We start from the raw sequence: 23,338 nt of genomic DNA on the forward strand, positions 1-23,338 counted from the left end.
AATGCGCATGAAAGAGATGAGACGGGCAACACAGGGTGGCTAGAACAGCACGCTCATGAACGCCCCGACCTCTTCGAACCCGACGCGCCGGTACGCGGCCCTGGCCGGGGTGTTGAAGTCGTTGACGTAGAGGCTGACCACGGGGGCGACGTCGGCGAGGGCGTAGCGCAGGACCGCCGCCATGCCGGGGGCGGCGAGGCCGCGGCCCCGGTACTCGGGGGCCACCCACACGCCCTGGATCTGGCAGACCTGATCGGTCGCGGCGCCGATCTCCGCCTTGAAGGCGACCTTGCCGTGCTCGTCGAGGCGGGCGAACGAGCGGCCGGAGCCGACCAGTTCGGCCACCCGTGCCTGGTACAGCAGGCCGCCGTCACCGGCCAGCGGGGAGACGCCGACCTCCTCGGTGAACATCGCCACGCACGCCGGCATGATCGTTTCCATCTCGTCCTTGCGGACGCGGCGGACGTACGGGTCGGGGGTGACGTCCGTGGGCATCCGGTCGGTCACCATCAGCGGCTGCTGGGTGCGGACCTCGCGGGCGGGGCCCCAGCCCGGTTCGAGCAGCTGCCAGAGGCGGGCGGTGGGCTCCGCGGGGCCGACGATGGAGGAGCAGCGGCGGCCCGCCCGCCGGGCGCGGTCGGCGAAGCCGCGGATGGCGCGGTCGGTCGCGCAGATGGGGACGAGGTTGGCGCCCGCGTAGCACAGGGACTCCAGCATCCCGTCCTCGTACCAGCCCCACATTTCGCCGCCGAGCCGCCACGGGTCGAGGCCCGCGACCCGGACCCGGGCCGTGACGAAGGCGTTCGCGACGGGCTCGCGGTCGAGGACGGCGAGCGCTGCGTCGAGGTCACTCGGTTCGAGCACCCGAGTGGTGGTCTGAGTCAACACGTGCGGAGGGGCCTCACCAGATGGGCTACTGATCTCCGCACTGTACCTGGCGCTCCGCGGGTGTGGCGGGTCGACGTTTCGGCCCCCTTTCGCGGGCGGCCCCCGCGTGGGGCGTGTGCGTTATGCCGTTGCGCCGGCGGGCTCCGGTCGCGTCGTGGGTTTGCGCAGTTCCCCGCGCCCCTAAAAGGGGCGCGGGGAACTGCGCAAACGGGACCAGCGGCGAGACCGGAAGCAGCCGACGCGAAAGGCCCGCCCACCCGGAGGGATGCGCGGGCCTGGCGGCGACGGGGTCAGCCCGCGATGGACACCGACGGTTCGCCGGAGGCGATGCCGTCCTTCTCCATCTGCTCGGCGATCTTCATCGCCTCGTCGATCAGCGTCTCGACGATCTTCGACTCGGGCACCGTCTTGATGACCTCGCCCTTGACGAAGATCTGGCCCTTGCCGTTGCCGGAGGCGACGCCGAGGTCGGCCTCACGTGCCTCGCCCGGCCCGTTCACGACGCAGCCCATGACGGCCACGCGCAGCGGGACCTCCATGCCTTCGAGGCCGGCGGTGACCTCCTCGGCGAGCTTGTAGACGTCGACCTGGGCGCGGCCGCAGGAGGGGCAGGAGACGATCTCCAGGCGGCGCGGCTTGAGGTTGAGGGACTCCAGGATCGCGTTGCCGACCTTGATCTCCTCGACCGGCGGGGCCGAAAGCGAGACGCGGATCGTGTCGCCGATGCCCTCGGCGAGCAGCGCGCCGAAGGCGACGGACGACTTGATCGTGCCCTGGAACGCCGGGCCCGCCTCGGTCACACCGAGGTGCAGCGGGTAGTCGCACTGCGCGGCGAGCTGCCGGTACGCGTTGACCATGACCACCGGGTCGTTGTGCTTCACGGAGATCTTGATGTCGCGGAAGCCGTGCTCCTCGAAGAGGCCCGCCTCCCACAGCGCCGACTCGGCGAGCGCCTCGGGGGTCGCCTTGCCGTACTTCTGGAGCAGGCGCTTGTCGAGGGAGCCCGCGTTCACGCCGATCCGGATCGGCGTGCCGTGGTCCTTCGCCGCCTGGGCGATCTCCTTGACCTTGTCGTCGAACTGCTTGATGTTGCCCGGGTTCACGCGCACCGCGGCGCAGCCGGCCTCGATGGCCGCGAAGACGTACTTCGGCTGGAAGTGGATGTCCGCGATCACGGGGATCTGCGACTTCCGGGCGATGACGGGCAGCGCGTCGGCGTCGTCCTGCGTGGGGCAGGCCACGCGGACGATCTGGCAGCCGGACGCCGTCAGCTCGGCGATCTGCTGAAGCGTCGCGCCGATGTCGGAGGTGCGCGTCGTGGTCATGGACTGCACCGAAACGGGCGCGTCTCCGCCGACCGCCACGGTGCCGACCTGGATCTGGCGGCTCTTGCGCCGCTCGGCGAGCTTGGTCGGTACCGACGGAATGCCGAGAGAAATCGCAGTCATCTGCTGTGCAACCCCAAGGATGTGGATCGAGTCCAGAGGCTTCCGAGATTACGTCACCGGCGCGTGCACCAGCACATCGCGCCCCCGCAAACCCTCATAAAGAGGGACTGCCCGGCACTCAGGGTGCCGGGCAGTCCCGAACAGCGTCCGAACGGTGCATGTCCGGCACCCGTCCGGCGTCTGATCAGGAGATTTTCACCGGGTTCACCACGTCCGCGATCAGCACGAGGATCGTGAAACAGACGAAGACACCGGCCACCACGTACGCCACCGGCATGAGCTTCGCCACGTCGAACGGGCCCGGGTCCGGGCGGCGGAACACCTTCGCCAGGTTCCTGCGCAGCGCCTCCCACAGGGCGCCCGCGATGTGCCCGCCGTCGAGCGGCAGCAGCGGCAGCATGTTGAACAGGAAGAGCGACAGGTTGAAGCCCGCGACCAGCATCAGCGCCATCGCGAGCTGCTGCGTCGCCGGAATGTCCATGGTGAAGATCTCGCCGCCGACCCGGGCCGCGCCGACCACGCCCATCGGCGAGTCCTGCTCGCGCGGGCCGTCGCCGAACGCCGCGTCCCACAGGGCGGGGATCTTCGCGGGCAGCGCGATGATGGAGTCCACCGCGTCGCCGACCCGGTCGGACATCCAGGTGACGGAGTCGCCGAAGTCCTGGCGTACGACGCCGGTGGCGGCGGTGAAGCCGAGGAACCCGGCGTTGACGTAGCCCTCGGTGATCTGGCCGCTTGCGTCCTTCTTCGGCACCTGGTTCGTGGCGATCTTCGCGGTCAGCGTCTGCTGCTGTCCGTCGCGCTCGACGACGATCGGCACCGTGTCACCGGCGCTCTTGCGGATCTCGTCGGACAGCGCGTTCCACTCGTCCGTCGCCACCCCGTTGAAGGACACGATCTTGTCCTTCGGCTGAAGTCCCGCCGCCTTCGCCGGGGACTCGGGGTCGGAGGCCTTGCAGGTGTCGCGGTTGGCGCTGGCCTGGATGACGCAGGACGAGACGGACGAGACGACGTTCGTCTGCTGGGTGACGCCGAAGCCCATCAGGACCGTCAGGAACAGGCCGATCGCGAGGATCAGGTTCATGAAGGGTCCTGCGAACATGACGATGACGCGCTTCCACGGCTTGCGCGTGTAGAAGAGGCGGGTCTCGTCGCCCTCCTTCAGCTCCTCGAAGGCCGCGGCGCGCGCGTCCTCGACCATGGAGCGGAACGGGGAGGTCGAGCGGGACTCGATCCGGCCGTCGGCGCCGGGCGGGAACATGCCGATCATGCGGATGTAGCCGCCGAGCGGGATCGCCTTGACGCCGTACTCGGTCTCGCCCTTCTTCCGCGAGAAAATGGTCGGGCCGAAGCCGACCATGTACTGGGGCACGCGGATGCCGAAGAGCTTCGCCGTCGACAGGTGGCCCAGCTCGTGCCAGGCGATGGAGAAGAGCAGGCCCACCGCGAAGATGACTACGCCGAGGATCATCATCAAGGTCGTCATGCACGAGCCTCCGCGGCTGCCTTGTCCGTTGCGGTCAGTTCACGGGCCCGGGCGCGCGCCCAGGTCTCCGCTTCGAGGACGTCCGCGACGGTGAGTGAAGTTCCCGATTCGGGTGTGCCGTGCTCTTCCACGACCTTCGTCACAGTTTCCATGATCCCGTTGAACGGCAGGGCGCCCTTCAAGAACGCGTCCACGCACTCCTCGTTGGCGGCATTGAACACCGCCGGGGCCGTGCCCGCGAGCTCCCCCACGTGCCGGGCGAGCCCCACCGCGGGGAAGGCCTCGGTGTCGAGCGGGAAGAACTCCCAGGTGGAGGCCTTCGTCCAGTCGAAAGCGGGGGCGGCGTCGGGGATCCGCTCGGGCCAGCCGATGCCGATGCCGATCGGGCCGCGCATGTCGGGCGGGGTGGCCTGGGCGAGCGTCGAGCCGTCGGTGAACTCGACCATGGAGTGCACGTAGGACTGCGGGTGCACGACGACCTCGATGCGGTCGAAGGGGATGTCGTACAGCAGGTGCGCCTCGATGACCTCGAGCCCCTTGTTGACCAGGGTCGAGGAGTTGACGGTGATGACCGGTCCCATCGCCCAGGTGGGGTGCGCGAGGGCGTCCTCGACGGTGACGTTCGCGAGGTCGGCCTTCGTACGGCCGCGGAAGGGGCCGCCGGACGCGGTGACGACGAGCTTGCGAACGTCGGCGCGGGTGCCGCCGGCGAGGGCCTGGAAGAGTGCGGCGTGCTCGGAGTCGACAGGGATGATCTGGCCGGGCTTCGCGAGGCGCTTGACGATCGGGCCGCCGACGATGAGCGACTCCTTGTTGGCCAGCGCGAGGGTGCGGCCCGCTTCGAGGGCGGCGAGCGTCGGGGCGAGGCCGATGGAGCCGGTGATGCCGTTGAGCACGGTGTGGCAGTCGCCGCGGCCCGCGATCTCGGTGGCGGCGTCGGGCCCGGCGAGGATCTCGGGGAGCTGCTCCCCCGCCCCGTACTGCGCGACCAGCGCCTCGCGCAGCGCGGGCACGGTGTCCTCACGGGCCACGGCGACGGTGCGCACGCGCAGCCGGTGCGCCTGCTCGGCGAGCAGCTCGACGCGGCCGCCGGCGGCGCTGAGCGCGGTGACGCGGAACCGGTCGGGATTGCGCAGGACGAGGTCGACGGCCTGCGTGCCGATGGAGCCCGTGGAGCCCAGGACGGCGACGTCCCTGGGGGCGTCGGCCGGGGCCGGGTCGAAGACGAGATGCGGGTCCGCGAGGGGGGATGGGCTGTCGCTCATCCCCCCATTCTTGCGTGAACTCCCTGTGCGTCCGACACGGGATGGGCACAAGGGCCTGTTCCGAACGACAGGCCCTGGGTGGCCGGGATCAGCGGATCGGCCGGTGCACGTTCTCGCGTTTGCTCGGTCCGGGTGTGGCCTCCGCGATCCAGGGGCCGTCGCCGCTGGGGTCGACGACGCCCTGTTCCAGCCAGGTGTACGTGCCGCCGATGACGCCCTTGACGACCTTGCGGTCGAGTTCGTCGGTGTTGGTCCACAGGCGGTCGAAGAGTTCGTCGACGCGGATGCGGGACTGGCGGCAGAAGGCGTCCGCGAGCTGGTAGGCCTCGCGGCCGTACGCCTCCGTGGTGCGCAGGAGTTCGGCGCGTACGCAGGCGGCGCTCATGGCGAAGAGTTCGGCGCCGATGTCGACGATGCGGCCGAGGAAGCCCTGCTTCGTCTCCATGCGGCCCTGCCAGCGGGACATGGCGTAGAAGGTGGAGCGGGCGAGCTTGCGGGCCGAGCGTTCGACGAAGCGGAGGTGGGTGGAGAGGTCGGGGTGGCCCGAGGGGTGGAACTCCGCGTACGTGCGCGGGAGTTGGCCGGGCCCTGCCACCAGCTTCGGGAGCCACTTGGCGTAGAAGCCGCCCGCCTTCGCGCCCGCCTTCGCCTTGTCCGAAAGCGACTTGTCGGGGTCGATGAGGTCGCCCGCGACCGACAGGTGGGCGTCCACGGCCTCGCGCGCGATCAGCAGGTGCATGATCTCGGTCGAGCCCTCGAAGATCCGGTTGATGCGCAGATCGCGCAGGACCTGTTCGGCGGGGACGGCGCGTTCGCCGCGGGCCGCGAGGGACTCGGCGGTCTCGAAGCCGCGGCCGCCGCGGATCTGGACCAGCTCGTCGGCCATCAGGCAGGCCATCTCGGAGCCGTAGAGCTTGGCGAGGGCGGCCTCGATGCGGATGTCGTTGCGGTCCTCGTCCGCCATCTGCGAGGAGAGGTCGAGGACGGCCTCCAGGGCGAAGGAGGTCGCCGCGATGAAGGAGATCTTCGAGCCGACGGCCTCGTGGAACGCGACCGGCCTGCCCCACTGCTCGCGCTCCGCCGACCACTCGCGGGCGATCTTCAGACACCACTTGCCCGCGCCGACGCACATCGCGGGCAGCGAGAGGCGGCCGGTGTTGAGGGTGGTGAGCGCGATCTTCAGGCCCGCACCCTCGGGGCCGATGCGGTTCGCCGCGGGGACCCGGACCTGGTGGAAGCGCGTGACGCCGTTCTCGATGCCGCGCAGCCCCATGAAGGCGTTGCGGTTCTCTACGGTGATGCCCTCGGAGGCCGCCTCGACGACGAACGCGGTGATGCCGCCCTTGTGGCCCTCCGACTTGGGGACCCTGGCCATGACGACGAGCAGGTCGGCCACGACGCCGTTCGTCGTCCACAGCTTCACGCCGTCGAGGACGTACTCGTCGCCCTCGGGGACCGCCGTCGTGGCGAGCCGGGCCGGGTCGGAGCCGACGTCGGGCTCGGTGAGCAGGAACGCGGAGATGTCGGTGCGGGCGCAGCGCGGCAGGAACGCGTCCTTCTGCTCCTTCGTGCCGAACTGCTTGAGCGGCTGCGGTACGCCGATGGACTGGTGCGCGGAGAGCAGCGCGCCGATGGCGGGCGAGGCCGAACCGACCAGCGCGAGCGACTTGTTGTAGTAGACCTGCGTGAGCCCGAGGCCGCCGTACTTCGTATCGATCTTCATGCCGAGCGCGCCGAGCTCCTTGAGCCCGTTGATCGTCTCGTCGGGGATCCGCGACTCGCGCTCGATGCGCGCCGAGTCGATCTTCGTCTCACAGAAGTCGCGGAGCTTGGCGAGGAATTCCTCGCCGCGCTGCGCGTCCTCGTCTGCGGGCATCGGATGCGGGTGGATGAGGTCGAGCCGGAACCGGCCGAGGAACAGTTCCTTGGCGAAGCTGGGCTTGCGCCAGTCCTGTTCGCGGGCCGCCTCGGCGACCTGGCGGGCCTCCTTCTCGGAGACCTTCGCCCGGTGCTGTGGTGCGGGGGATGTTGCGGACATGAGGTTCACCTCGCCGCGCGTCGGGTCCACCGCCCGGCTCGTTACCGACCGGTGCTACTGGATCGTATGTACCCGATAACGGGCATGTCGACCAGTCCCCGCGCACCCGAACGGCGACGGCCGGAGCCCCCGCACAGTGGGCTCCGGCCGTCGTGACCGGCGCGCGGATCAGGCGCGCGCCGGGGTCTTCGCGGGTGTCCTACAGGGCGAGGCCCGTCAGGACGAGGACGCGCTCGTACGAGTAGTCGTCCATGGCGAACTTGACGCCCTCGCGGCCGACGCCGGACTGCTTGGCGCCGCCGTACGGCATCTGGTCGGCGCGGTAGGACGGGGCGTCGCCGATGACCACGCCGCCGACCTCGAGGGCGCGGTGGGCGCGGAACGCGGTCTGGAGGTCGTGCGTGAACACGCCCGCCTGGAGGCCGTACTTGGAGTCGTTGACGGCGGCGAAGGCCTCGGCCTCGCCGTCCACCTTCTTGACCGTGAGGACCGGGCCGAAGACCTCCTCGCAGGAGATCGTGACGTCGGCCGGGACATCGGCGAGGACGGTCGGCGCGTAGGTGGCGCCGTCGCGCTTGCCGCCGGCGAGGAGGGACGCGCCCGCCTGCACGGCCTCGTCGACCCACGACTCGACGCGCTTCGCGGCGTCCTCGCTGACCAGCGGGCCGACGTCGGTGGCGTCGTCGGCCGGGTCGCCGGTGACCTGCGCCTCGACGGCCGCGACGATCTTCGGCAGGAGCCGGTCGTAGACGGCGGCGTCGGCGATGACGCGCTGCACCGAGATGCAGGACTGGCCGCCCTGGTAGTTGGAGAAGGTGGCGATGCGCTGCGCCGCCCAGTCCAGGTCCGCCTCGGAGGCGTAGTCGGCGAGGACGACCGCCGCGCCGTTGCCGCCGAGCTCCAGGGTGCAGTGCTTGCGCGGGACGCTGTCCATGATCGCGTAGCCGACCGGGCCCGAGCCGGTGAAGGAGATGACCGGGAGGCGCTCGTCCTGGACCAGGGCGGGCATGCGGTCGTTCGGGACCGTGAGGACGGACCAGGAGCCGGCCGGGAGCTCGGTCTCCGCGAGCAGCTCGCCGAGGATCAGCGAGGAGATCGGGGTGGCGGGCGCCGGCTTGAGGATGATGGGCGCGCCCACCGCGATGGCCGGGGCGACCTTGTGGGCGCTCAGGTTCAGCGGGAAGTTGAACGGGGCGATGCCGAGGACGACGCCCTTCGGGATGCGGCGGGTGATCGCCATGCGGCCGGTGCCGCCCGCGTCGGTGTCGAGGCGCTGGGCCTCACCGCTGTTCCAGCGGCGGGCCTCCTCGGCGGAGAAGCGGAACACGGAGACGGCGCGGCCGACCTCGCCGCGGGCCCACTTGATCGGCTTGCCGTTCTCGGCGGAGATCAGCTGGGCGATCTCCTCGGTGCGCTCGATCAGGCGGTCGGCCACGTGGTTCAGGGCCTTGGCCCGTACGTGGGCGGGGGTCGCGGCGAACTCGTCGACGACGGCGTGGGCGGCGGCGACGGCCTCCTCCACCTGGGCCTCGGTCGGCTCGGCGACGGTGCCGACGAGGCGGCCGTCGTAGGAGTTGTGGACGTCGAACGTCGTGTCACCGGTGGCCTGGCGGCCGGCGAGCCAGAAGGCGTGGGTGGTCATGGGGCGTGTACCGGCCTCTCCGTGGGTTTAGCGGTGGGTGTGACCAAGGTAGGTCGGCGGTGCGGGCCTGCGGTTTGGCCGGTGTGGCGTAGTCGTGGATGCATGTTTGCCGAATTGGAGCGATGGACCGGCGTTGCACTCCCGGGGCTCCGCCCCGGACCCCGCTCCTCAATCGCCGGAGGGGCTTGATTTGCCCGGTCCCGCCGGCAGTGCCGAACCGGATTGATCGGCCCGTGTCCCCCTGCGGGCGTGCCTGAAGGCGGTCGGTGCACATTTTTAGCCCCTGCGGCGATTGAGCAGCGGGGTCCGGGGCAGAGCCCCGCGGCCGTAACGGCTGCTACGCCCCCGTCGCCTTCAGGGCCAGCCACAGCTCCATGCGGACGTCCGGGTCGTCGAGGGAGCGGCCGAGGATTTCCTCGACCCGGCGCATCCGGTACCGCAACGTATGACGGTGGACGCCCAGGTCCGCCGCCGCCGCGTCCCACTGGCCGTGGCGGGAGAGCCACGCCCGGAGCGAGGCCACGAGGTCGCCCCGGCCCGTCGCGTCGTGGTCGCGGAGCGCCCGAAGGAGGCCGTCCGCGAACGCCCGGACCGCGTCGTCGCCCAGCAGCGGCAGCACCGAGCCCGCCGCGACGTCCTCGTGCTCCACGAGGATCCGGCCGCGCCTGCGGGCGACGGAGAGCGCCTGTTCGGCCTGCTTGTACGCGGACACCGCCGCGATCGGCCCGGCCGGCGCCGAGAAGCCGATGACCAGTTCGTCCTCGGACGCGGAGGAGCTCTCGCCGCGCGTGGACTCCAGCGCCTCCGCGTACTGGAGGCAGGCCTCGGCCGCCGCCCCGCCGTCGACGGCGAGCAGCACGAGGCGCTGGCCGTCGGGGACGACGAGCAGCGCCTCTCCGGAGCGCGCCGCGGCGGACTCCACCACGTCGGCGAGGACCAGGAGCGGCCCCGCACCCGACCATCCCCCGGCCCCGGTCACCGCCTCCGCGAGCAGCGCCGCCGTCCCGGTCGGCGGGATCTCGGCCCCGCTCGACGACGAGGTCACCGCGTCCGCGATCACCATCCGGAACGGCGCGTCGAGCAGCGCCCCGTACAGGTCGCCCGCGACGGCCCGCGCGTGGTCGGGCTCCCCCGCGAGCAGCATCCGCAGGACGGCCGCGCCGATCCGCTGCTCGGCCGCGTACAGCGCCCGGGAGCGTTCGGTGGTGAGGGTCAGCAGGGCGATCGCCGAGTGCAGGGCGTAGCGCTCGGCGGTGCCGAGGGTCGCGGCCGTGCCCACCGCGAGGGCCGCGCGCGGGCGCCGTCCCGTACCGATGGAGTGCAGTTCGACCCGGTCTTCGGAGCCGCTCTCCACGACCGCGCTGGCGGGCGCGGGCCGGTCCCGCAGCCGCTCGACGTCGCCGGTCAGACGGGCGGCGCGGCGGCCCGCCCAGTCCGGGGCGGTGGCGACGACGGCGCCGGACGCGTCGTACAGCGCGGCCCACCCGTCGACCTGGGCGGCGAGCACGGCGAGCACCCCCTCGGGCCCGCTGCCCAGCGCCTGCTTGGTGAGTTCGCGCTGTGCGGCGAAACCGGAGGTGACGGCCTTGTACTGCTCGGCGGCGATCGCGGCGGAGACCGCCTTGCTGATCGCGATGAAGGGCGTGCGCGGCGGCACCGCGAGCAGCGGCAGGCCCTCGTCCTTCGCCGCCTTCACGAGGGCCTCGGGGACGTCGTCGTAGTTGACGCCGACGGCGAAGCCCAGGCCGACGACGCCCGCCTCGGAGAGCCGCTTCACGTAGCGGCGCATGGCGTCGGGGTCCTCGGCGTCCAGCTTGAGCGCGGTGATCAGGAGGAGCTCGCCGCCCTCCATGTACGGGACGGGGTCGGCGAGCTCGCTCACGTGCGCCCAGCGGACAGGCGTGTCCAGGTGCTGCTCGCCCGCGCGCACGCCGAGCTTGAGCGCCGAGTGGTGGACGAGCGAGGCGAGGGTGGGCGGCATGGGCCAGGCCTTCGGGTCAGCTGGGTGTACAGGGGTCGGCTGGGCGTACGCGGAGATCGACTCTCCCGGGTCTCACAGGGTTCCGCTTCTCGTGGATCCTGTGAAGCTTTTGGCCGGTCCGTATGAACGACCAGTGCCGATTCTGCCTCACCGTACGTACTACCGGGGCCTGGCCCCCTGAAAGCTCAGTCAACCTTCAGCCGCGTTCACGCGGCTCTCAGCTCCGCAGGTCCACGAGCAGCGGCGGAGCATGTTCGCCCCGCACGGTGGTGAGCGAGAGCACCGCGTGCCCCGGCGGCACCGCGTGCGCCAGGTCGGAGGCCGACCAGCGTTCGCGCTCCACCTTGCGGACGGTGACGGCGTCCGTGGTGACGGCCTTCCCGGTCACCATCTGGCGCATCTTGTAGAGCGCGCGGGTCACCGGCGCCTGCGCGTACACGGCGTGCTGCGCGACCTCCTCGGTCTCCACCCACTCCGTGCCCCAGGCCTCCGCGAAGCGCCGGCCGTCCCACGTCGTGACCCCGGAGAACGCCATGCGGCAGCCGACGGCCGCGTACAGCGGGCCCTGCAAGGGCTCGGCGACCTCGCCGATGGTGCGCAGGCCGAGCACCACCCCGGCGTGCGCGGAGCGCAGTCGCTGGATGCCGCGGACCGTCTCCGCGGTCACGGTGCGCGCCGCGTCGTCGAGGACCATGCAGGCGAAGTGGGAGCGCGCCGCCCGGTCCCGTACGACGGAGGTGAACTGGGCGAGCAGCAGCCGGGCGAGCAGCCGGGACGCCTCTTCGTGGCCCTGCTCGGGCAGGTCGACGCGGACCCGCAGCGGGTGGTGCGCGAGGGCACGCACGGAGAACGGGCGGGCGGCCGCCGGGTCGAAGAAGCCGGAGAAGACCGGGCGGTCCAGGAGGGCGAGGCGGTCGGCGAGCATCGGGCCCGGGTCGCCTGCCGTGCCGGACTGGCGCTGCCGGGCGTCGAGTTCGCGGCGCATCGCGGAGTCCGCCGTCAGCCGCCCCCTGAGATCGGCGAGGGCCTCAGGATCGCCCTCCAGGAGTTCGCGCAGCACCGGCACGGCGGGGAACGTGCCGTGCGCCTCGCGGTAGGGACCGAGGAGCTGGGCGAGCGCGGTGGCGGCGCGCCGGGTGACACCTTGTTCGTCGGCGGACAGGTCGCCGATCAGACCCTCGGCGAGGAAGCCCGCCGCCTCGTCCGCGTCGGTGGCGTCCGCGTACAGGTCGAGGTCGTGCACCGACGTCCGGTCGCCGGGACCGACCACCACGTCGAACGCGTCGTCGGGGCCGAGCGGGGTGCCCTTCGCGCAGACCGCGAGCACGGCGCACTGCCCGGTGAGCGCCTGGAGCGCCAGGGACTCGACGACGGGGCGTACGACGCCCGCCGTCTTGCCCGCGCCGGGCGGGCCGACGGCGAGGAGCGAGGTGCCGAGCAGGCTCGGGTCGAGGGCGACGCCCGCGCCGCGCAGGGCGTACGGATTGCGCTCGTCGCTCGCGTAGGAGCCGATCCGCACCTGGCCGACGAGCAGGTCGTGCGCCGCCGCGCGGGACGGCAGGTCGCGCTGGCCCGAAGGGTGCGCCCAGGCGCCCGCGCCCTGCTTGAGGACGGTCTTGGCGAAGGCCGCCGGGTCGGCGGTGCGCCGCCAGGCGTGGGTGACGCGGGCGCAGTCGACGTCGTTCATCCGGCCGCCCGCGACCTCGGCGGCGAGCACGTCGGCGGCCTGGTCCTGGCCGGCCTCGCGCAGCTGCGCCCAGGCCTCGCGCGCGGGTGGTGCGGCGGGCCGGGACGGCGTCTCCTTCTTGCGGCGCGCGGACCAGACCTCGAGCCAGCCGCCGATCCGGGCGAACGGGTAGAGGACGGCGGCCGTGATCAGGGCGTACAGGAGATAGGCGAGCACCGGCACCGTGAAGATGCCGGGGCCGCCGGTGACGAGGACGACGAGGGAGAACACCGGGTCGGCGATCGGCAGCGGCCGCCAGTCGAGCCCCAGCGCGTCCGGCCAGACGAACACCAGCACGCCCACGGCGGCCACCGAGGCCACGATGGCGCGGGCGGGCTGGGGACGCCGCACGACGAAGTGCTGGATGCCTTCTCCCCAGGCCCCGAAGCGCCCCACCAAGTAGACGAGCAGGGCGAAGGCAAGACCTTCGTAGACGGCGAGCGCGTCCCACGCCTTGGAGTTCGGGCCGTTCGGCGTGGTCGTGCCCGGCCACCACCAGCTGTCCGGCGTGAAGATCTTGAGCGGGGCCCACTGGTAGGGCAGCGTGCCGCGCCGCCACAGGCTCCACAGCAGGACGCCGACCAGGAACGACAGGGCCATCCACGTCAGCAGCTTGCGGCCGACCGCGGCCGTGTCCTGCCGGGGCGGCCGGGGCTCGTACTCGTACCGCCACACACCCGGCTGGGCCTTGGGGCGGCGCGCGGCGAGCCACTCGGCCACCGGGCCGCGGACCGCGGGGGGCGCCTGCCGGGGCATCGGCGGGACGGCCGGGCGGGGCGGCCGCGCGGGCCGCGGCACGGGCGCGGACGCCTGCCGCTCACCACCACCCGCGTCCTGCGTGCCCTGCGTGCCGCTTTCGCTGTCCATGGCCTAGGCCCCTTCTGACGGATCTTGCTGGAGTCGCGGGGTCGAACAGCACGGCCTCCCGAGCCCAGCCCGATCCGTCAGAAGGGCCCTAGCCCCCTGAGCTGCCCGGTCCGTCCGTGCCGTGCGCGTCGATCGCGCCTCAATCTAATGCCCGTACCAGGGGAGTTCACCGCATACGCGCCCCATGGGCGGGGACCGGTGCGGGCCGTGCACGTGACCGGGCCGGTCACGTGCACGGCCCGCACCGGATCCACACCTGTCCAAGACGGACAACACGCTCCCCCGACCCCGCCCCGATGGAGCATGACCGCCCCGCTCCACCGCCCCTAACCTGCGAGAAACCCCCCGAAAGCAGCCCCGGCGACATCGACACCGAGCCCGGGACCGGATCAAGAACCAGGAGTCCCGCATGAGCGACATCCCGCAGGAGCGCCGCGTCGTCACCGCCATCCCCGGCCCGAAGTCGCAGGAGCTTCAGGCCCGCCGCACCGCGGTCGTCGCCGCGGGCGTGGGCTCCACGCTGCCGGTGTTCACCGCCAAGGTGGACCGCGGCATCATCGAGGACGTCGACGGGAACCGCCTCATCGACTTCGGTTCCGGCATCGCCGTGACCTCGGTGGGCGCCTCCGCCGAGGCCGTGGTCCGCCGCGCCTCCGCGCAGCTTCAGGACTTCACCCACACCTGTTTCATGGTCACGCCGTACGAGAGCTACGTCGCCGTCGCCGAGGCCCTCGCGGAGCTGACGCCGGGCGACCACGAGAAGAAGAGCGCGCTCTTCAACTCCGGCGCCGAGGCCGTCGAGAACGCCGTCAAGATCGCCCGCGCCTACACCAAGCGCCAGGCGGTCGTCGTCTTCGACCACGGCTACCACGGCCGGACGAACCTGACGATGGCGCTGACCGCGAAGAACATGCCGTACAAGCACGGCTTCGGCCCGTTCGCCCCCGAGGTCTACCGCGCCCCGCTCGCGTACGGCTACCGCTGGCCGACCGGCGAGGAGAACGCAGGACCCGAGGCCGCGAAGCAGGCCATCGACCAGATCTCCAAGCAGGTCGGCGCGGACAACGTCGCCGCGATCATCATCGAGCCGGTGCTCGGCGAGGGCGGCTTCATCGAGCCGGCCAAGGGCTTCCTCCCCGCGATCCGCCAGTTTGCCGCCGACAACGGCATCGTCTTTGTCGCGGACGAGATCCAGTCCGGCTTCTGCCGTACCGGACAGTGGTTCGCCTGCGAGGACGAGGGCATCGTCCCGGACCTGATCACGACCGCCAAGGGCATCGCGGGCGGCCTCCCGCTCGCCGCGGTGACCGGCAAGGCCGAGATCATGGACGCCGCGCACGCGGGCGGCCTCGGCGGCACCTACGGCGGCAACCCGGTGGCCTGCGCCGGTGCGCTCGGCGCCATCGAGACGATGAAGGAGCTCGACCTCAACGCCAAGGCGAAGGAGATCGAGACGACGATGAAGTCGCGCCTGTCGGCGATGCAGGAGAAGTTCCCGGTCATCGGCGACATCCGCGGCCGCGGCGGCATGATCGCCGTCGAGCTCGTCAAGGACCCGGCGACCAAGGAGCCGCACCCGGAGGCCACCGCCGCCCTCGCCAAGGCCTGCCACGCCGAGGGCCTGCTCGTCCTCACCTGCGGCACCTACGGCAACGTGCTGCGTTTCCTGCCGCCGCTCGTCATCGGCCAGGACCTCCTGAACGAGGGCCTCGACATCATCGAGAACGCCTTCGCCGCGCTCTGAGCGACCCCCGGAAGGCCGCTCCGGCAACAGGAGCCACACCGCCCGATCGTGACGACGCGGACCGCGACAATTCCGTGACCTGCGACGACGGTCGGGCCGTGTGAAGAAGGTGTGCGAGGCCCATGGGATGTTGCCCAACCGGGTGTCGCACCCTCAGCCCCTGCCGTACGGTTTCTGCAGATGAGAGAAACACCCCGCCCGCAGGTGACTGCGGACGGTACCGGGTCGAGGCCTCCCCAGCTTCGCCCTGGTCGTGCCCTCGCGCACACACCCGGAGCTTCCGGCTCCGGAACTCCTCACCGGTCGGACGGTCGCTCGCCCCAAACCCCCCGGGGCGCGCGATACGCCGGCCAGTTCGGCCGGTTCGGAACTACCCCCCCTGTTCCGAACCGGCCGACCATCTTTCTCCTCCTCTTCGCAGCGCTTCTCTTCGCCGCGCTCACCTGGCAGGTCGCCTCCGACGGCCCCCTCCTCGCGTACGACGAGCGCCTCGGCGACACGATCCGCACCAGTGCGATCCCCTCGGGCCCCGCCGAATTCCTCGCCGACCTCGGCAACATGGCGGTCGCCCTCCCGGTCCTCGCCGTGACCCTCGCGTACGTCACCTGGCGCACCCGGACCTGGCTCCCCGTGATCGTCGCGGCCGTCACGATGTCCCTGGTCCCCACCCTGGTGGCCCCGCTCCAGGCCCTCATCGACCGGCCCGGCCCGCCGCCCATGGCCCCGGCCACCGGCTTCTACCCGTCGGGCCACGCGGCGACGGCCGCGGTCGCGTACGGACTGTGCGTCCTGCTGCTGCGTTCACGCCGACTGGCCCACGGCTGCGTCCTGCTGAACGCGGCCGTGGGCCTGGGACTCGTACGGCAGGGGTATCACTGGCCGGCGGACGTGGTGGGGAGCTGGTGCCTGGCGGTGCTGCTGCTGTCCGCGGCGGCGTACGCGGTCAGCCGAAGTAGGCGTCGAAGTTCTTCTGGAACGCCCAATTGTTGAAGCGGTCCCAGTTCACCGACCACGTCATCAGGCCGCGCAGTGCGGGCCAGGTGCCGTGGGTCGCGTACGAGCCGCAGTCGGTCTTCTTGGTGAGGCAGTCGAGGGCCTTGTTGGTCTCGGCCGGGGACACGTAGCCGTTGCCCGCCTGGGTGGAGGCCGGCATGCCGATCGCGATCTGGTCGGGGCGCAGCGGCGGGAAGACGTTGTTCGCGTCGCCCGCGACCGGGAATCCGGTGAGCAGCATGTCGGTCATGGCGATGTGGAAGTCGGCGCCGCCCATGGAGTGGTACTGGTTGTCGAGGCCCATGATCGAGCCGGAGTTGTAGTCCTGGACGTGGAGCAGCGTCAGGTCGTCGCGCAGCGCGTGGATGACCGGGAGGTACGCCCCCGCGCGCGGGTCCTGGCCGCCCCATTTGCCGGTGCCGTAGTACTGGTAGCCGAGCTGGACGAAGAACGTCTCCGGCGCCATGGTCAGGACGAACTTCTCGCCGTACTTGGCCTTGAGGCTCTTCACCGCCGAGATCAGGTTCACGATCACCGGGGTCTTCGGGTTCTTGAAGTCGGTGTCGTCGGCGTCGAGGGAGAGGGAGTGGCCCTCGAAGTCGATGTCGAGGCCGTCGAGGCCGTACTCGTCGATGATCTTCGAGACGGAGGAGACGAAGGCGTCGCGGGCGGCCGTGGTGGTGAGCTGGACCTGGCCGTTCTGGCCGCCGATCGAGATCAGGACCTTCTTGCCCGCCGCCTGCTTGGCCTTGATGGCGGCCTTGAATTCGGCGTCCGTTTCGACGCCCGGGCACTCGGTGGCGGGGCAGCGGTCGAAGCGGATGTCTCCCGAGGTCGTCGAGGTGGGTTCGCCGAAGGCGAGGTCGATGACGTCCCAGCTGTCGGGGACGTCGGCGAGGCGGGTGTAGCCGGCGCCGTTGGCGAAGCTCGCGTGGAGGTAGCCGACGAGGGCGTGCGCCGGGAGGTCCGACGAGCCGGAGTCGCCGGGACCTTCGGCCGTCGTCGCGGTGACCGTGGCCGACTTCGCGGATTCGCCCGCGTCGTTGAGGGCCGTGACCTGGAAGCTGTACGCGGTGGTGGGGGCGAGGCCGGTGACCGTGTCCGAAGTGCCGGTCACCGTCCGGGTCCTCGTGCCGTTGCGGTACACCGCGTAGCCCGTGGCGCCGGGGACCGCCGACCAGGACAGGCCGACGCTCGTCGCGGTGACGGCGGAGGTCTTGAGGCCCGTGGGCGCGGCGGGCGGCGCCGGGGTCTCCGTGCCCGGGCCGAGCAGCGAGAGGTCGTCGGCGGTGTAGGCGGGGCTGCCGTACCAGCCGTGGGTGTAGATCGTGACCTTGGTGGTGGTGGGGCCGGTGCGGAAGGTCGTCCTGAGCTGCTGCCAGTCGGACGCCGACGGGGTCCAGGTCGACACGTCCGTGGTGCCGGTGCCGCTCGCACCGAGGTAGACGTAGCTGCCGCGGACGTATCCGGACAGCGTGTACGTGGAGTCGGGCTTGACGGTGACGGTCTGGGCGCACTGGGCGTTGTCGGCGCCCGATGGCGTCGCCTGGAGCGCCGAACTTCCGCCGTGAACCGGTGAATTGACGTTTCTTCCGGTACTGGAGGAGCAGGTCCAGCCGTCCATGCCGGACTCGAACCCGCCGTTGCGGGCGAGGTCGACATCGGCGGCGTTCGCGGTGGTGGACAGGGCGGTGAGGCCGGTCGCGGCGAGCGCGGCGGCCGTGAGGCTGGTGAGGAGCGGCCGGAACCTGCGAGGTCCGTGGGGTCTGCGGGGTCTGGAGCGGGACATGGCTGCCTCCGGGCGTGGCGGGGAAACGGGCACGGTGGAGCGCGCCCAACTTGGTCCAGACCAATTGAGTTGTCAAGGGTCGGGCATCCGTCGCCCCTCCACTACTCCCCCGGCTCCCTTGCCAGTTGGGCCGCCGCCTCGTGCATCGCGAGTTCCAGGAGCGCGGGGTCCGTGAGCGTGCCCGAGCCGTCCGGCGGCACCAGCCACCGCACGCCGCCCGCGAGCCTGCCCGGGTACGGCGCCACGATCCAGGAGCCGCGCCCCACCGCGCGCACCCCGGTGCCGAGCCAGCGGGCGGCCGTGCCCGCGGGCACGAAGAAGCCCATGCGGGCGGCTCCGAAGTCCGCGAGCACGGGCCCCGGCCTGTCGATCACCCGGCGCAGCACGTCGAGCGTCGGATAACCCAGTTCCCCCGGCAGGATCAGCACGTCCCACCGCTCGCCCGCGGGCAGCAGCGCCACCCCGTGCGGATTGCGTTCCCACTCCCAGCGGCAGGCGTCCGGATCCGGTGCCACGGACACCAGCCACTCGACAGCGGCCTTGTCCCCCGAGCCAGTCATGACGGGGCCCTCCTCGTTCGGATCGACGTTGATCGTCACGAACGAGAGGGCGAAGCGGTCCGAGCATTACGCGACTTCGGTTACCTGAAGGTAGTGAATTTTCGGAGCCGAGCGCGACCAGGGCGTACGCCGGGTGATCAAAGGCAGGCGCACTCGTACCCTCAGGGCATGTACGAGGACGAGAAGGCGCAGATCCAGGCGGCGATCAACGGGGAGCTTCGGCTGCTCGACCCCGGCGTACGGGCGTCCGACGCGGAGGTGACGGCGCTGCTCGACCCGGAGTTCGTGGAGTTCGGCGCGTCCGGGCGGCGTTGGGGCCGGGAGTCGATCCTGGAGGCGACCGGCGCGGAGCCGGGGCCGCCGGTGCGGGTCACGGGGATGCGGGGGACGCTGCTCGCGCCCGGCGTGGTCCATCTGACGTTCCACACGGACGACGACGGGCGCCGCGCGCACCGGAGTTCGGTGTGGCGCCGCCACCCGGAGGCCGGGTGGCGGCTGTACTTCCATCAGGGGACGCTCACGGCGGACGAGAGCGCCTGACCGGCGACTTCCCCCGAGGCCCTAGCTGTCGAAGCCCAGGCCCACCGTGTCCATCGCCTTCAGCCACAGGTTGCGGCGGCCACCGTTCTCGTCGGCGCGCGCCAGGGACCACTTGGTGAGCGCGATGCCCGTGGCCGCGAACGGCTCCGGCGGGAACGGGAGCGGCTTCTTGCGGACCATCTCGAGCTCCGTGCGCTCCGTGCGCTCGCCCGAGAGCAGGTCCAGCATCACGTCCGCGCCGAAGCGCGTCGCGCCGACACCGAGGCCCGTGTACCCGGCGGCGTACGCCACCCGGCCGGCGTGCGCCGTGCCGAAGAACGCCGAGAAGCGGGAGCAGGTGTCGATCGCGCCGCCCCAGGCGTGCGTGAAGCGCAGCCCCTCCAACTGCGGGAAGCACGTGAAGAAGTGCCCTGCCAGCTTCGCGTACGTCTCCGGGCGGTGGTCGTGCTCGGCCCGCACCCGGCCGCCGTACGGGTAGATCGCGTCGTAGCCGCCCCACAGGATCCGGTTGTCCGCGGAGAGCCGGAAGTAGTGGAACTGGTTGGCGGAGTCGCCGAGGCCCTGCCGGTTCTTCCAGCCGACCGCGGCCAGTTGCTCCGCGCTCAGCGGCTCCGTCATCAGCGCGTAGTCGTACACCGGGACCGTGTACGCGCGGGTCCGCTTGACCAGCGAAGGGAAGACGTTCGTGGCCAGCGCGGCGTGCCGGGCGAAGACCCGGCCGTACGGGGTGCGGACCGCGACCCCGGCGCCGTTCGAGGACAGCTCCGTGGCCGGGGTGTTCTCGTAGATCCGCACACCCAGGTCGAGGCAGGCACGCTTGAGGCCCCACGCCAACTTCGCCGGGTGCAGCATCGCGACGCCGTGCCGGTCGTACATCGCCCCGAGGAACGTGGGCGAGTCGACCTGCGCGCGGGTCTCCTCCGCGTCGAGGAGTTCGACGCCGTCCGCGAGCCCGGCCTCGGCCAACTCGACGTGGAACTCGCGCAGTTCGGCGACCTGGTGGGGCTGCGTCGCCACGTCGAGCTCGCCGGTGCGCTCGAAGTCGCAGTCGATGGAGTAGCGGGCGACCGCCGCCTCGATGGCGTCGAGGTTGGCGGCGCCCAGCTCCTCCAGCTTCTTGATCTCGTCCGGCCAGCGGGCGAGCCCGTTGGCCGTGCCGTGCGTGAGGGAGGCGGCACAGAATCCGCCGTTGCGCCCGGAGGCGGCCCAGCCGATCTCGCGGCCCTCCACGAGGACCACATCGCGTCCGGGGTCGCGCTCCTTGGCGATGAGTGCGGTCCACAGTCCGCTGTAGCCGCCGCCGACGACCAGGAGGTCACAGGTCTCGTCGCCGGTCAGTGCGGCGCGGGCCTCGGGCCTGCCGGGGTCGTCGAGCCAGTACGCGACCGGCTTGGCGTCGGCGAGTGAATTCGTCCAGCGATTCATGGCGCGTGCGGCCATGATTCCAACTCCCTCAGAAATGCGAGTGGTTCAGGAAACCTTGTTCTTGCGCTTACCGATGGTCATTGCAGCCAGCACACACAGTACGGCGACCAGGAACATGGCCGTACCGATGACATTGATCTGAACGGGCGTTCCGCGCTGTGCCGAGCCCCAGACGAACATGGGGAACGTGACGGTCGAGCCCGCGTTGAAGTTCGTAATGATGAAATCGTCGAAGGAGAGCGCGAAGGCGAGCAGCGCGCCCGCCGCGATGCCGGGCGCCGCGATCGGCAGGGTGACCCTCAGGAAGGTCTGCACCGGGCCCGCGTACAGGTCCTGCGCCGCCTGCTCCAGGCGCGGGTCCATCGACATCACGCGCGCCTTCACCGCCGTCACCACGAAGCTGAGGCAGAACATGATGTGGGCGATCAGGATCGTCCAGAAGCCCAGCTGGGCACCCATGTTGAGGAAGAGCGTGAGCAGCGAGGCCGCCATCACGACCTCCGGCATCGCCATCGGCAGGAAGATCAGCGAGTTGATCGCGCCGCGCGCCCTGAACCGGTAGCGGACGAGCGCGAAGGCGATCATCGTGCCGAGGGCCGTCGCGCCGATCGTGGCCCACAGCGCGATCTGGAGGCTCAGCGAGAGCGATCCGCACATGTCGGCGACGCCGCACGGGTTCTTCCAGGCGTCCGTCGAGAATTCCCGCCACTCGTAATTGAAGCGGCCCTTCGGCTTGTTGAAGGAGAAGACCGTCACGACGAGATTCGGGAGCAGGAGATAGCCGAGCGTGATCAGGCCCGCCATCACCACGAGATTCTTTCGCAGCCAGCGCATCAGACGAGGTCCTCCGTCCCGGAACGACGGATGTAGAAGGTGACCATGCAGAGAATGGCCGCCATGAGGATGAAGGACAGCGCCGCCGCCGTCGGATAGTCGAGAATGCGCAGGAACTGCGTCTGGATGACGTTTCCGACCATGCGGGTGTCGGTGGAGCCGAGCAGGTCGGCGTTCACGTAGTCACCGGCCGCGGGGATGAAGGTCAGCAGCGTTCCGGACACCACGCCCGGCATCGACAGCGGGAACGTCACCTTGCGGAACGTCGTCGCCGGGGACGCGTACAGATCGCCCGCCGCCTCGTGCAGCCGGCCGTCGATCCGCTCCAACGATGTGTAGAGCGGCAGGATCATGAACGGCAGGAAGTTGTACGTGAGTCCGCACACCACCGCGAGCGGGGTGGCGAGGACCCTGCTGCCGTCGGTCATGCCGATCCAGCTCGTGACGTCGAGGACGTGCAGCGAGTTGAGCGCGCCCACGACCGGGCCGCCGTCCGCGAGGATCGTCTTCCACGCGAGCGTACGGATCAGGAAGCTGGTGAAGAACGGGGCGATCACCAGGATCATGATGAAGTTGCGCCAGCGGCCGGCGCGGAACGCGATCAGGTACGCGAGCGGATAGCCGAGCAGCAGGCACAGGATCGTGGCGAGACCCGCGTACAGGACCGAGCGCAGGAACTGCGGGTAGTACTCGGACAGTGCGTCCCAGTACGTCGCGAAGTGCCAGGTGACCTTGAAGCCGTCTTCGAGCGACCCCTGCTGCACCGAGGTCGACGCCTGGTAGACCATCGGCAGGGCGAAGAAGACGACCAGCCACAGGATGCCCGGCAGCAGCAGCCAGTACGGGACGAGGCGGCCGCGCTTGCGAATCTTGCGCGGTGCGGGTGGTTCCTCGGACGGCGTGGGCGCCATGGGTGGCGCGTCGGTGACAGTGCTCATGCGGCGGCGTCCTCCGAGACCTTGGCCGCGCCGGCCTCGATGTCCTGGCCGGCGTCGAGCCCGAAGCTGTGCGCCGGGTTCCAGTGCAGGACGACCTCCGCGCCGGGCGCGAGGCGGCTGTCGCGCTCGATGTTCTGCGCGTAGACCTCGAAGGAGTCGCACAGCGGGCTGTCGATGACGTACTGGGTGGAGACGCCGATGAAGCTGGAGTCGGCGATCTTCCCGGTGATGCGGTTGCGCCCGTCGGGGATCTCGCCCGCGTCGTCGGCGTGCGTGAGCGAGATCTTCTCGGGGCGCACGCCGAGGAGCAGCTTGTCGCCGGTCGCGGTGGTGCGCGCGGAGTTGCGGGCGGCGGGCAGGACGAGCTTTCCGCCGCCCGCCCTGAGGGTGAGGTCCTCGCCGGCCCGGCCCGCGATCTCGGCCTCGATGAAGTTCGAGGTGCCGAGGAAGTTCGCGACGAACGTCGAACCCGGGTTCTCGTACAGGTCGGTGGGGGCGCCGAGCTGCTCGACGGTGCCCGCGTTCATCACGGCCACGGTGTCGGCCATCGTCATGGCCTCCTCCTGGTCGTGCGTGACGTGCACGAACGTGATGCCGACCTCGGTCTGGATGCGCTTGAGCTCCAGCTGCATCTGGCGGCGCAGCTTGAGGTCGAGGGCGCCGAGCGGCTCGTCGAGCAGGAGCACCTTGGGGTGGTTGATCAGCGCGCGGGCCACGGCGACGCGCTGCTGCTGGCCGCCGGAGAGCTGCTGCGGCTTCTTGCGGATCTGCTCGCCGAGCTGCACCAGGTCGAGCATCTCCTCGACCTGCTTCTTCACCGACTTGATGCCGCGCCGGCGCAGGCCGAAGGCGACGTTCTCGTAGATGTCGAGGTGCGGGAAGAGCGCGTACGACTGGAAGACGGTGTTCACCGGGCGCTTGTACGGGGGCAGGGACGTCACGTCCTGGTCGCCGAGGTGCACCGTGCCCGTCGTCGGGTCCTCGAGCCCGGCGATCATGCGGAGCGTCGTGGTCTTCCCGCAGCCGGAGGCGCCGAGCAGCGCGAAGAACGAGCCCTGGGGCACGGTGAGGTCGAGCGGCTGGACGGCGGTGAAGCCGTTGTCGTACGTCTTGCTGATGCCGGAGAGACGGACGTCTCCGCCGGTCTCCGACGTCGTGAGGGTCGTCATGGTGA

The 23,338-nt window shown here is 71.0% G+C and carries 17 protein-coding genes; 3 read left to right on the top strand and 14 right to left on the bottom strand.

Annotated elements, in window-relative coordinates; genetic code table 11:
- Nucleotides 1-39: 39 nt before the first annotated feature.
- The 8 genes from ACNYS0_RS12760 to ACNYS0_RS12795 all read right to left on the bottom strand — a co-directional run bounded on the left by ACNYS0_RS12760 (nucleotide 40) and on the right by ACNYS0_RS12795 (nucleotide 13,341).
- Nucleotides 40-888 (bottom strand): GNAT family N-acetyltransferase, encoded by an 849-nt coding sequence (locus ACNYS0_RS12760; RefSeq protein WP_422473345.1) that lies wholly within the window; start codon nucleotides 886-888, stop codon nucleotides 40-42.
- A 290-nt stretch (nucleotides 889-1,178) separates the two neighbouring features.
- Nucleotides 1,179-2,336, bottom strand: coding sequence for a flavodoxin-dependent (E)-4-hydroxy-3-methylbut-2-enyl-diphosphate synthase (gene ispG / locus ACNYS0_RS12765; protein WP_385761028.1), 1,158 nt, complete (start codon nucleotides 2,334-2,336; stop codon nucleotides 1,179-1,181).
- A 184-nt stretch (nucleotides 2,337-2,520) separates the two neighbouring features.
- Entirely contained in the window at nucleotides 2,521-3,822 is a 1,302-nt protein-coding gene (locus ACNYS0_RS12770) for a M50 family metallopeptidase (RefSeq protein WP_422473348.1), read from the bottom strand.
- Complete coding sequence (gene dxr / locus ACNYS0_RS12775; RefSeq protein ID WP_422473350.1) at nucleotides 3,819-5,087, bottom strand: 1-deoxy-D-xylulose-5-phosphate reductoisomerase; 1,269 nt, start codon at nucleotides 5,085-5,087, stop codon at nucleotides 3,819-3,821. Before dxr ends, ACNYS0_RS12770 begins: the two co-directional genes overlap by 4 nt.
- Nucleotides 5,088-5,175: 88 nt before the next feature.
- A complete protein-coding gene (locus tag ACNYS0_RS12780; protein WP_422473352.1) occupies nucleotides 5,176-7,125 on the bottom strand; it encodes an acyl-CoA dehydrogenase family protein in 1,950 nt (649 codons plus the stop codon).
- A 199-nt stretch (nucleotides 7,126-7,324) separates the two neighbouring features.
- Complete coding sequence (locus ACNYS0_RS12785; protein ID WP_422473354.1) at nucleotides 7,325-8,767, bottom strand: aldehyde dehydrogenase family protein; 1,443 nt, start codon at nucleotides 8,765-8,767, stop codon at nucleotides 7,325-7,327.
- A 337-nt stretch (nucleotides 8,768-9,104) separates the two neighbouring features.
- Nucleotides 9,105-10,748, bottom strand: a complete 1,644-nt coding sequence (locus ACNYS0_RS12790; RefSeq protein ID WP_422473356.1) for a PucR family transcriptional regulator — start codon at nucleotides 10,746-10,748, stop codon at nucleotides 9,105-9,107.
- A gap of 217 nt (nucleotides 10,749-10,965) precedes the next feature.
- Entirely contained in the window at nucleotides 10,966-13,341 is a 2,376-nt protein-coding gene (locus ACNYS0_RS12795) for an ATP/GTP-binding protein (protein WP_422473358.1), read from the bottom strand.
- A gap of 409 nt (nucleotides 13,342-13,750) precedes the next feature.
- Here ACNYS0_RS12795 and gabT point away from each other — a divergent pair, with 409 nt between their 5' ends.
- Nucleotides 13,751-15,085, top strand: a complete 1,335-nt coding sequence (gene gabT / locus ACNYS0_RS12800; protein WP_422473360.1) for a 4-aminobutyrate--2-oxoglutarate transaminase — start codon at nucleotides 13,751-13,753, stop codon at nucleotides 15,083-15,085.
- A 558-nt stretch (nucleotides 15,086-15,643) separates the two neighbouring features.
- The gene (locus ACNYS0_RS12805; RefSeq protein WP_422473362.1) at nucleotides 15,644-16,075 is read left to right on the top strand and encodes a phosphatase PAP2 family protein; all 432 of its coding nucleotides are present in this window, start codon (nucleotides 15,644-15,646) and stop codon (nucleotides 16,073-16,075) included.
- Here ACNYS0_RS12805 and ACNYS0_RS12810 read toward each other — a convergent pair.
- Both ACNYS0_RS12810 and ACNYS0_RS12815 read right to left on the bottom strand, forming a co-directional pair.
- Nucleotides 16,029-17,867 (bottom strand): chitinase, encoded by a 1,839-nt coding sequence (locus tag ACNYS0_RS12810; protein WP_422473364.1) that lies wholly within the window; start codon nucleotides 17,865-17,867, stop codon nucleotides 16,029-16,031. The two genes, ACNYS0_RS12805 and ACNYS0_RS12810, sit on opposite strands and share 47 nt — an antisense overlap.
- A 101-nt stretch (nucleotides 17,868-17,968) precedes the next feature.
- Nucleotides 17,969-18,427, bottom strand: a complete 459-nt coding sequence (locus ACNYS0_RS12815) for a bifunctional DNA primase/polymerase (RefSeq protein WP_422410295.1) — start codon at nucleotides 18,425-18,427, stop codon at nucleotides 17,969-17,971.
- Between the two features lie 168 nt (nucleotides 18,428-18,595).
- On the opposite strand from ACNYS0_RS12815, the gene ACNYS0_RS12820 reads away from it, so the two are divergent.
- Nucleotides 18,596-18,967 carry a nuclear transport factor 2 family protein gene (locus tag ACNYS0_RS12820; RefSeq protein ID WP_422473366.1) on the top strand — a complete coding sequence of 124 codons (372 nt, stop codon included), beginning with the start codon at nucleotides 18,596-18,598 and terminating at the stop codon, nucleotides 18,965-18,967.
- Between the two features lie 21 nt (nucleotides 18,968-18,988).
- Here the strand turns inward: ACNYS0_RS12820 and ACNYS0_RS12825 are convergent, their stop codons facing one another.
- The 4 genes from ACNYS0_RS12825 to ACNYS0_RS12840 are packed head-to-tail and all read right to left on the bottom strand — an operon-like array spanning nucleotide 18,989 to nucleotide 23,333.
- Entirely contained in the window at nucleotides 18,989-20,407 is a 1,419-nt protein-coding gene (locus tag ACNYS0_RS12825) for an NAD(P)/FAD-dependent oxidoreductase (RefSeq protein ID WP_422473368.1), read from the bottom strand.
- A 30-nt stretch (nucleotides 20,408-20,437) separates the two neighbouring features.
- Complete coding sequence (locus ACNYS0_RS12830) at nucleotides 20,438-21,226, bottom strand: ABC transporter permease (protein ID WP_422410290.1); 789 nt, start codon at nucleotides 21,224-21,226, stop codon at nucleotides 20,438-20,440.
- Nucleotides 21,226-22,164, bottom strand: coding sequence for an ABC transporter permease (locus ACNYS0_RS12835; protein WP_422473370.1), 939 nt, complete (start codon nucleotides 22,162-22,164; stop codon nucleotides 21,226-21,228). The genes ACNYS0_RS12830 and ACNYS0_RS12835 overlap by 1 nt, the downstream gene beginning before the upstream one ends.
- Nucleotides 22,161-23,333, bottom strand: a complete 1,173-nt coding sequence (locus ACNYS0_RS12840; RefSeq protein WP_422473372.1) for an ABC transporter ATP-binding protein — start codon at nucleotides 23,331-23,333, stop codon at nucleotides 22,161-22,163. The genes ACNYS0_RS12835 and ACNYS0_RS12840 overlap by 4 nt, the downstream gene beginning before the upstream one ends.
- Nucleotides 23,334-23,338: the final 5 nt, after the last annotated feature.

Origin of the sequence: Streptomyces anthophorae (assembly GCF_049310305.1) — a bacterium.
Taxonomy (GTDB): Bacteria; Actinomycetota; Actinomycetes; order Streptomycetales; family Streptomycetaceae; genus Streptomyces.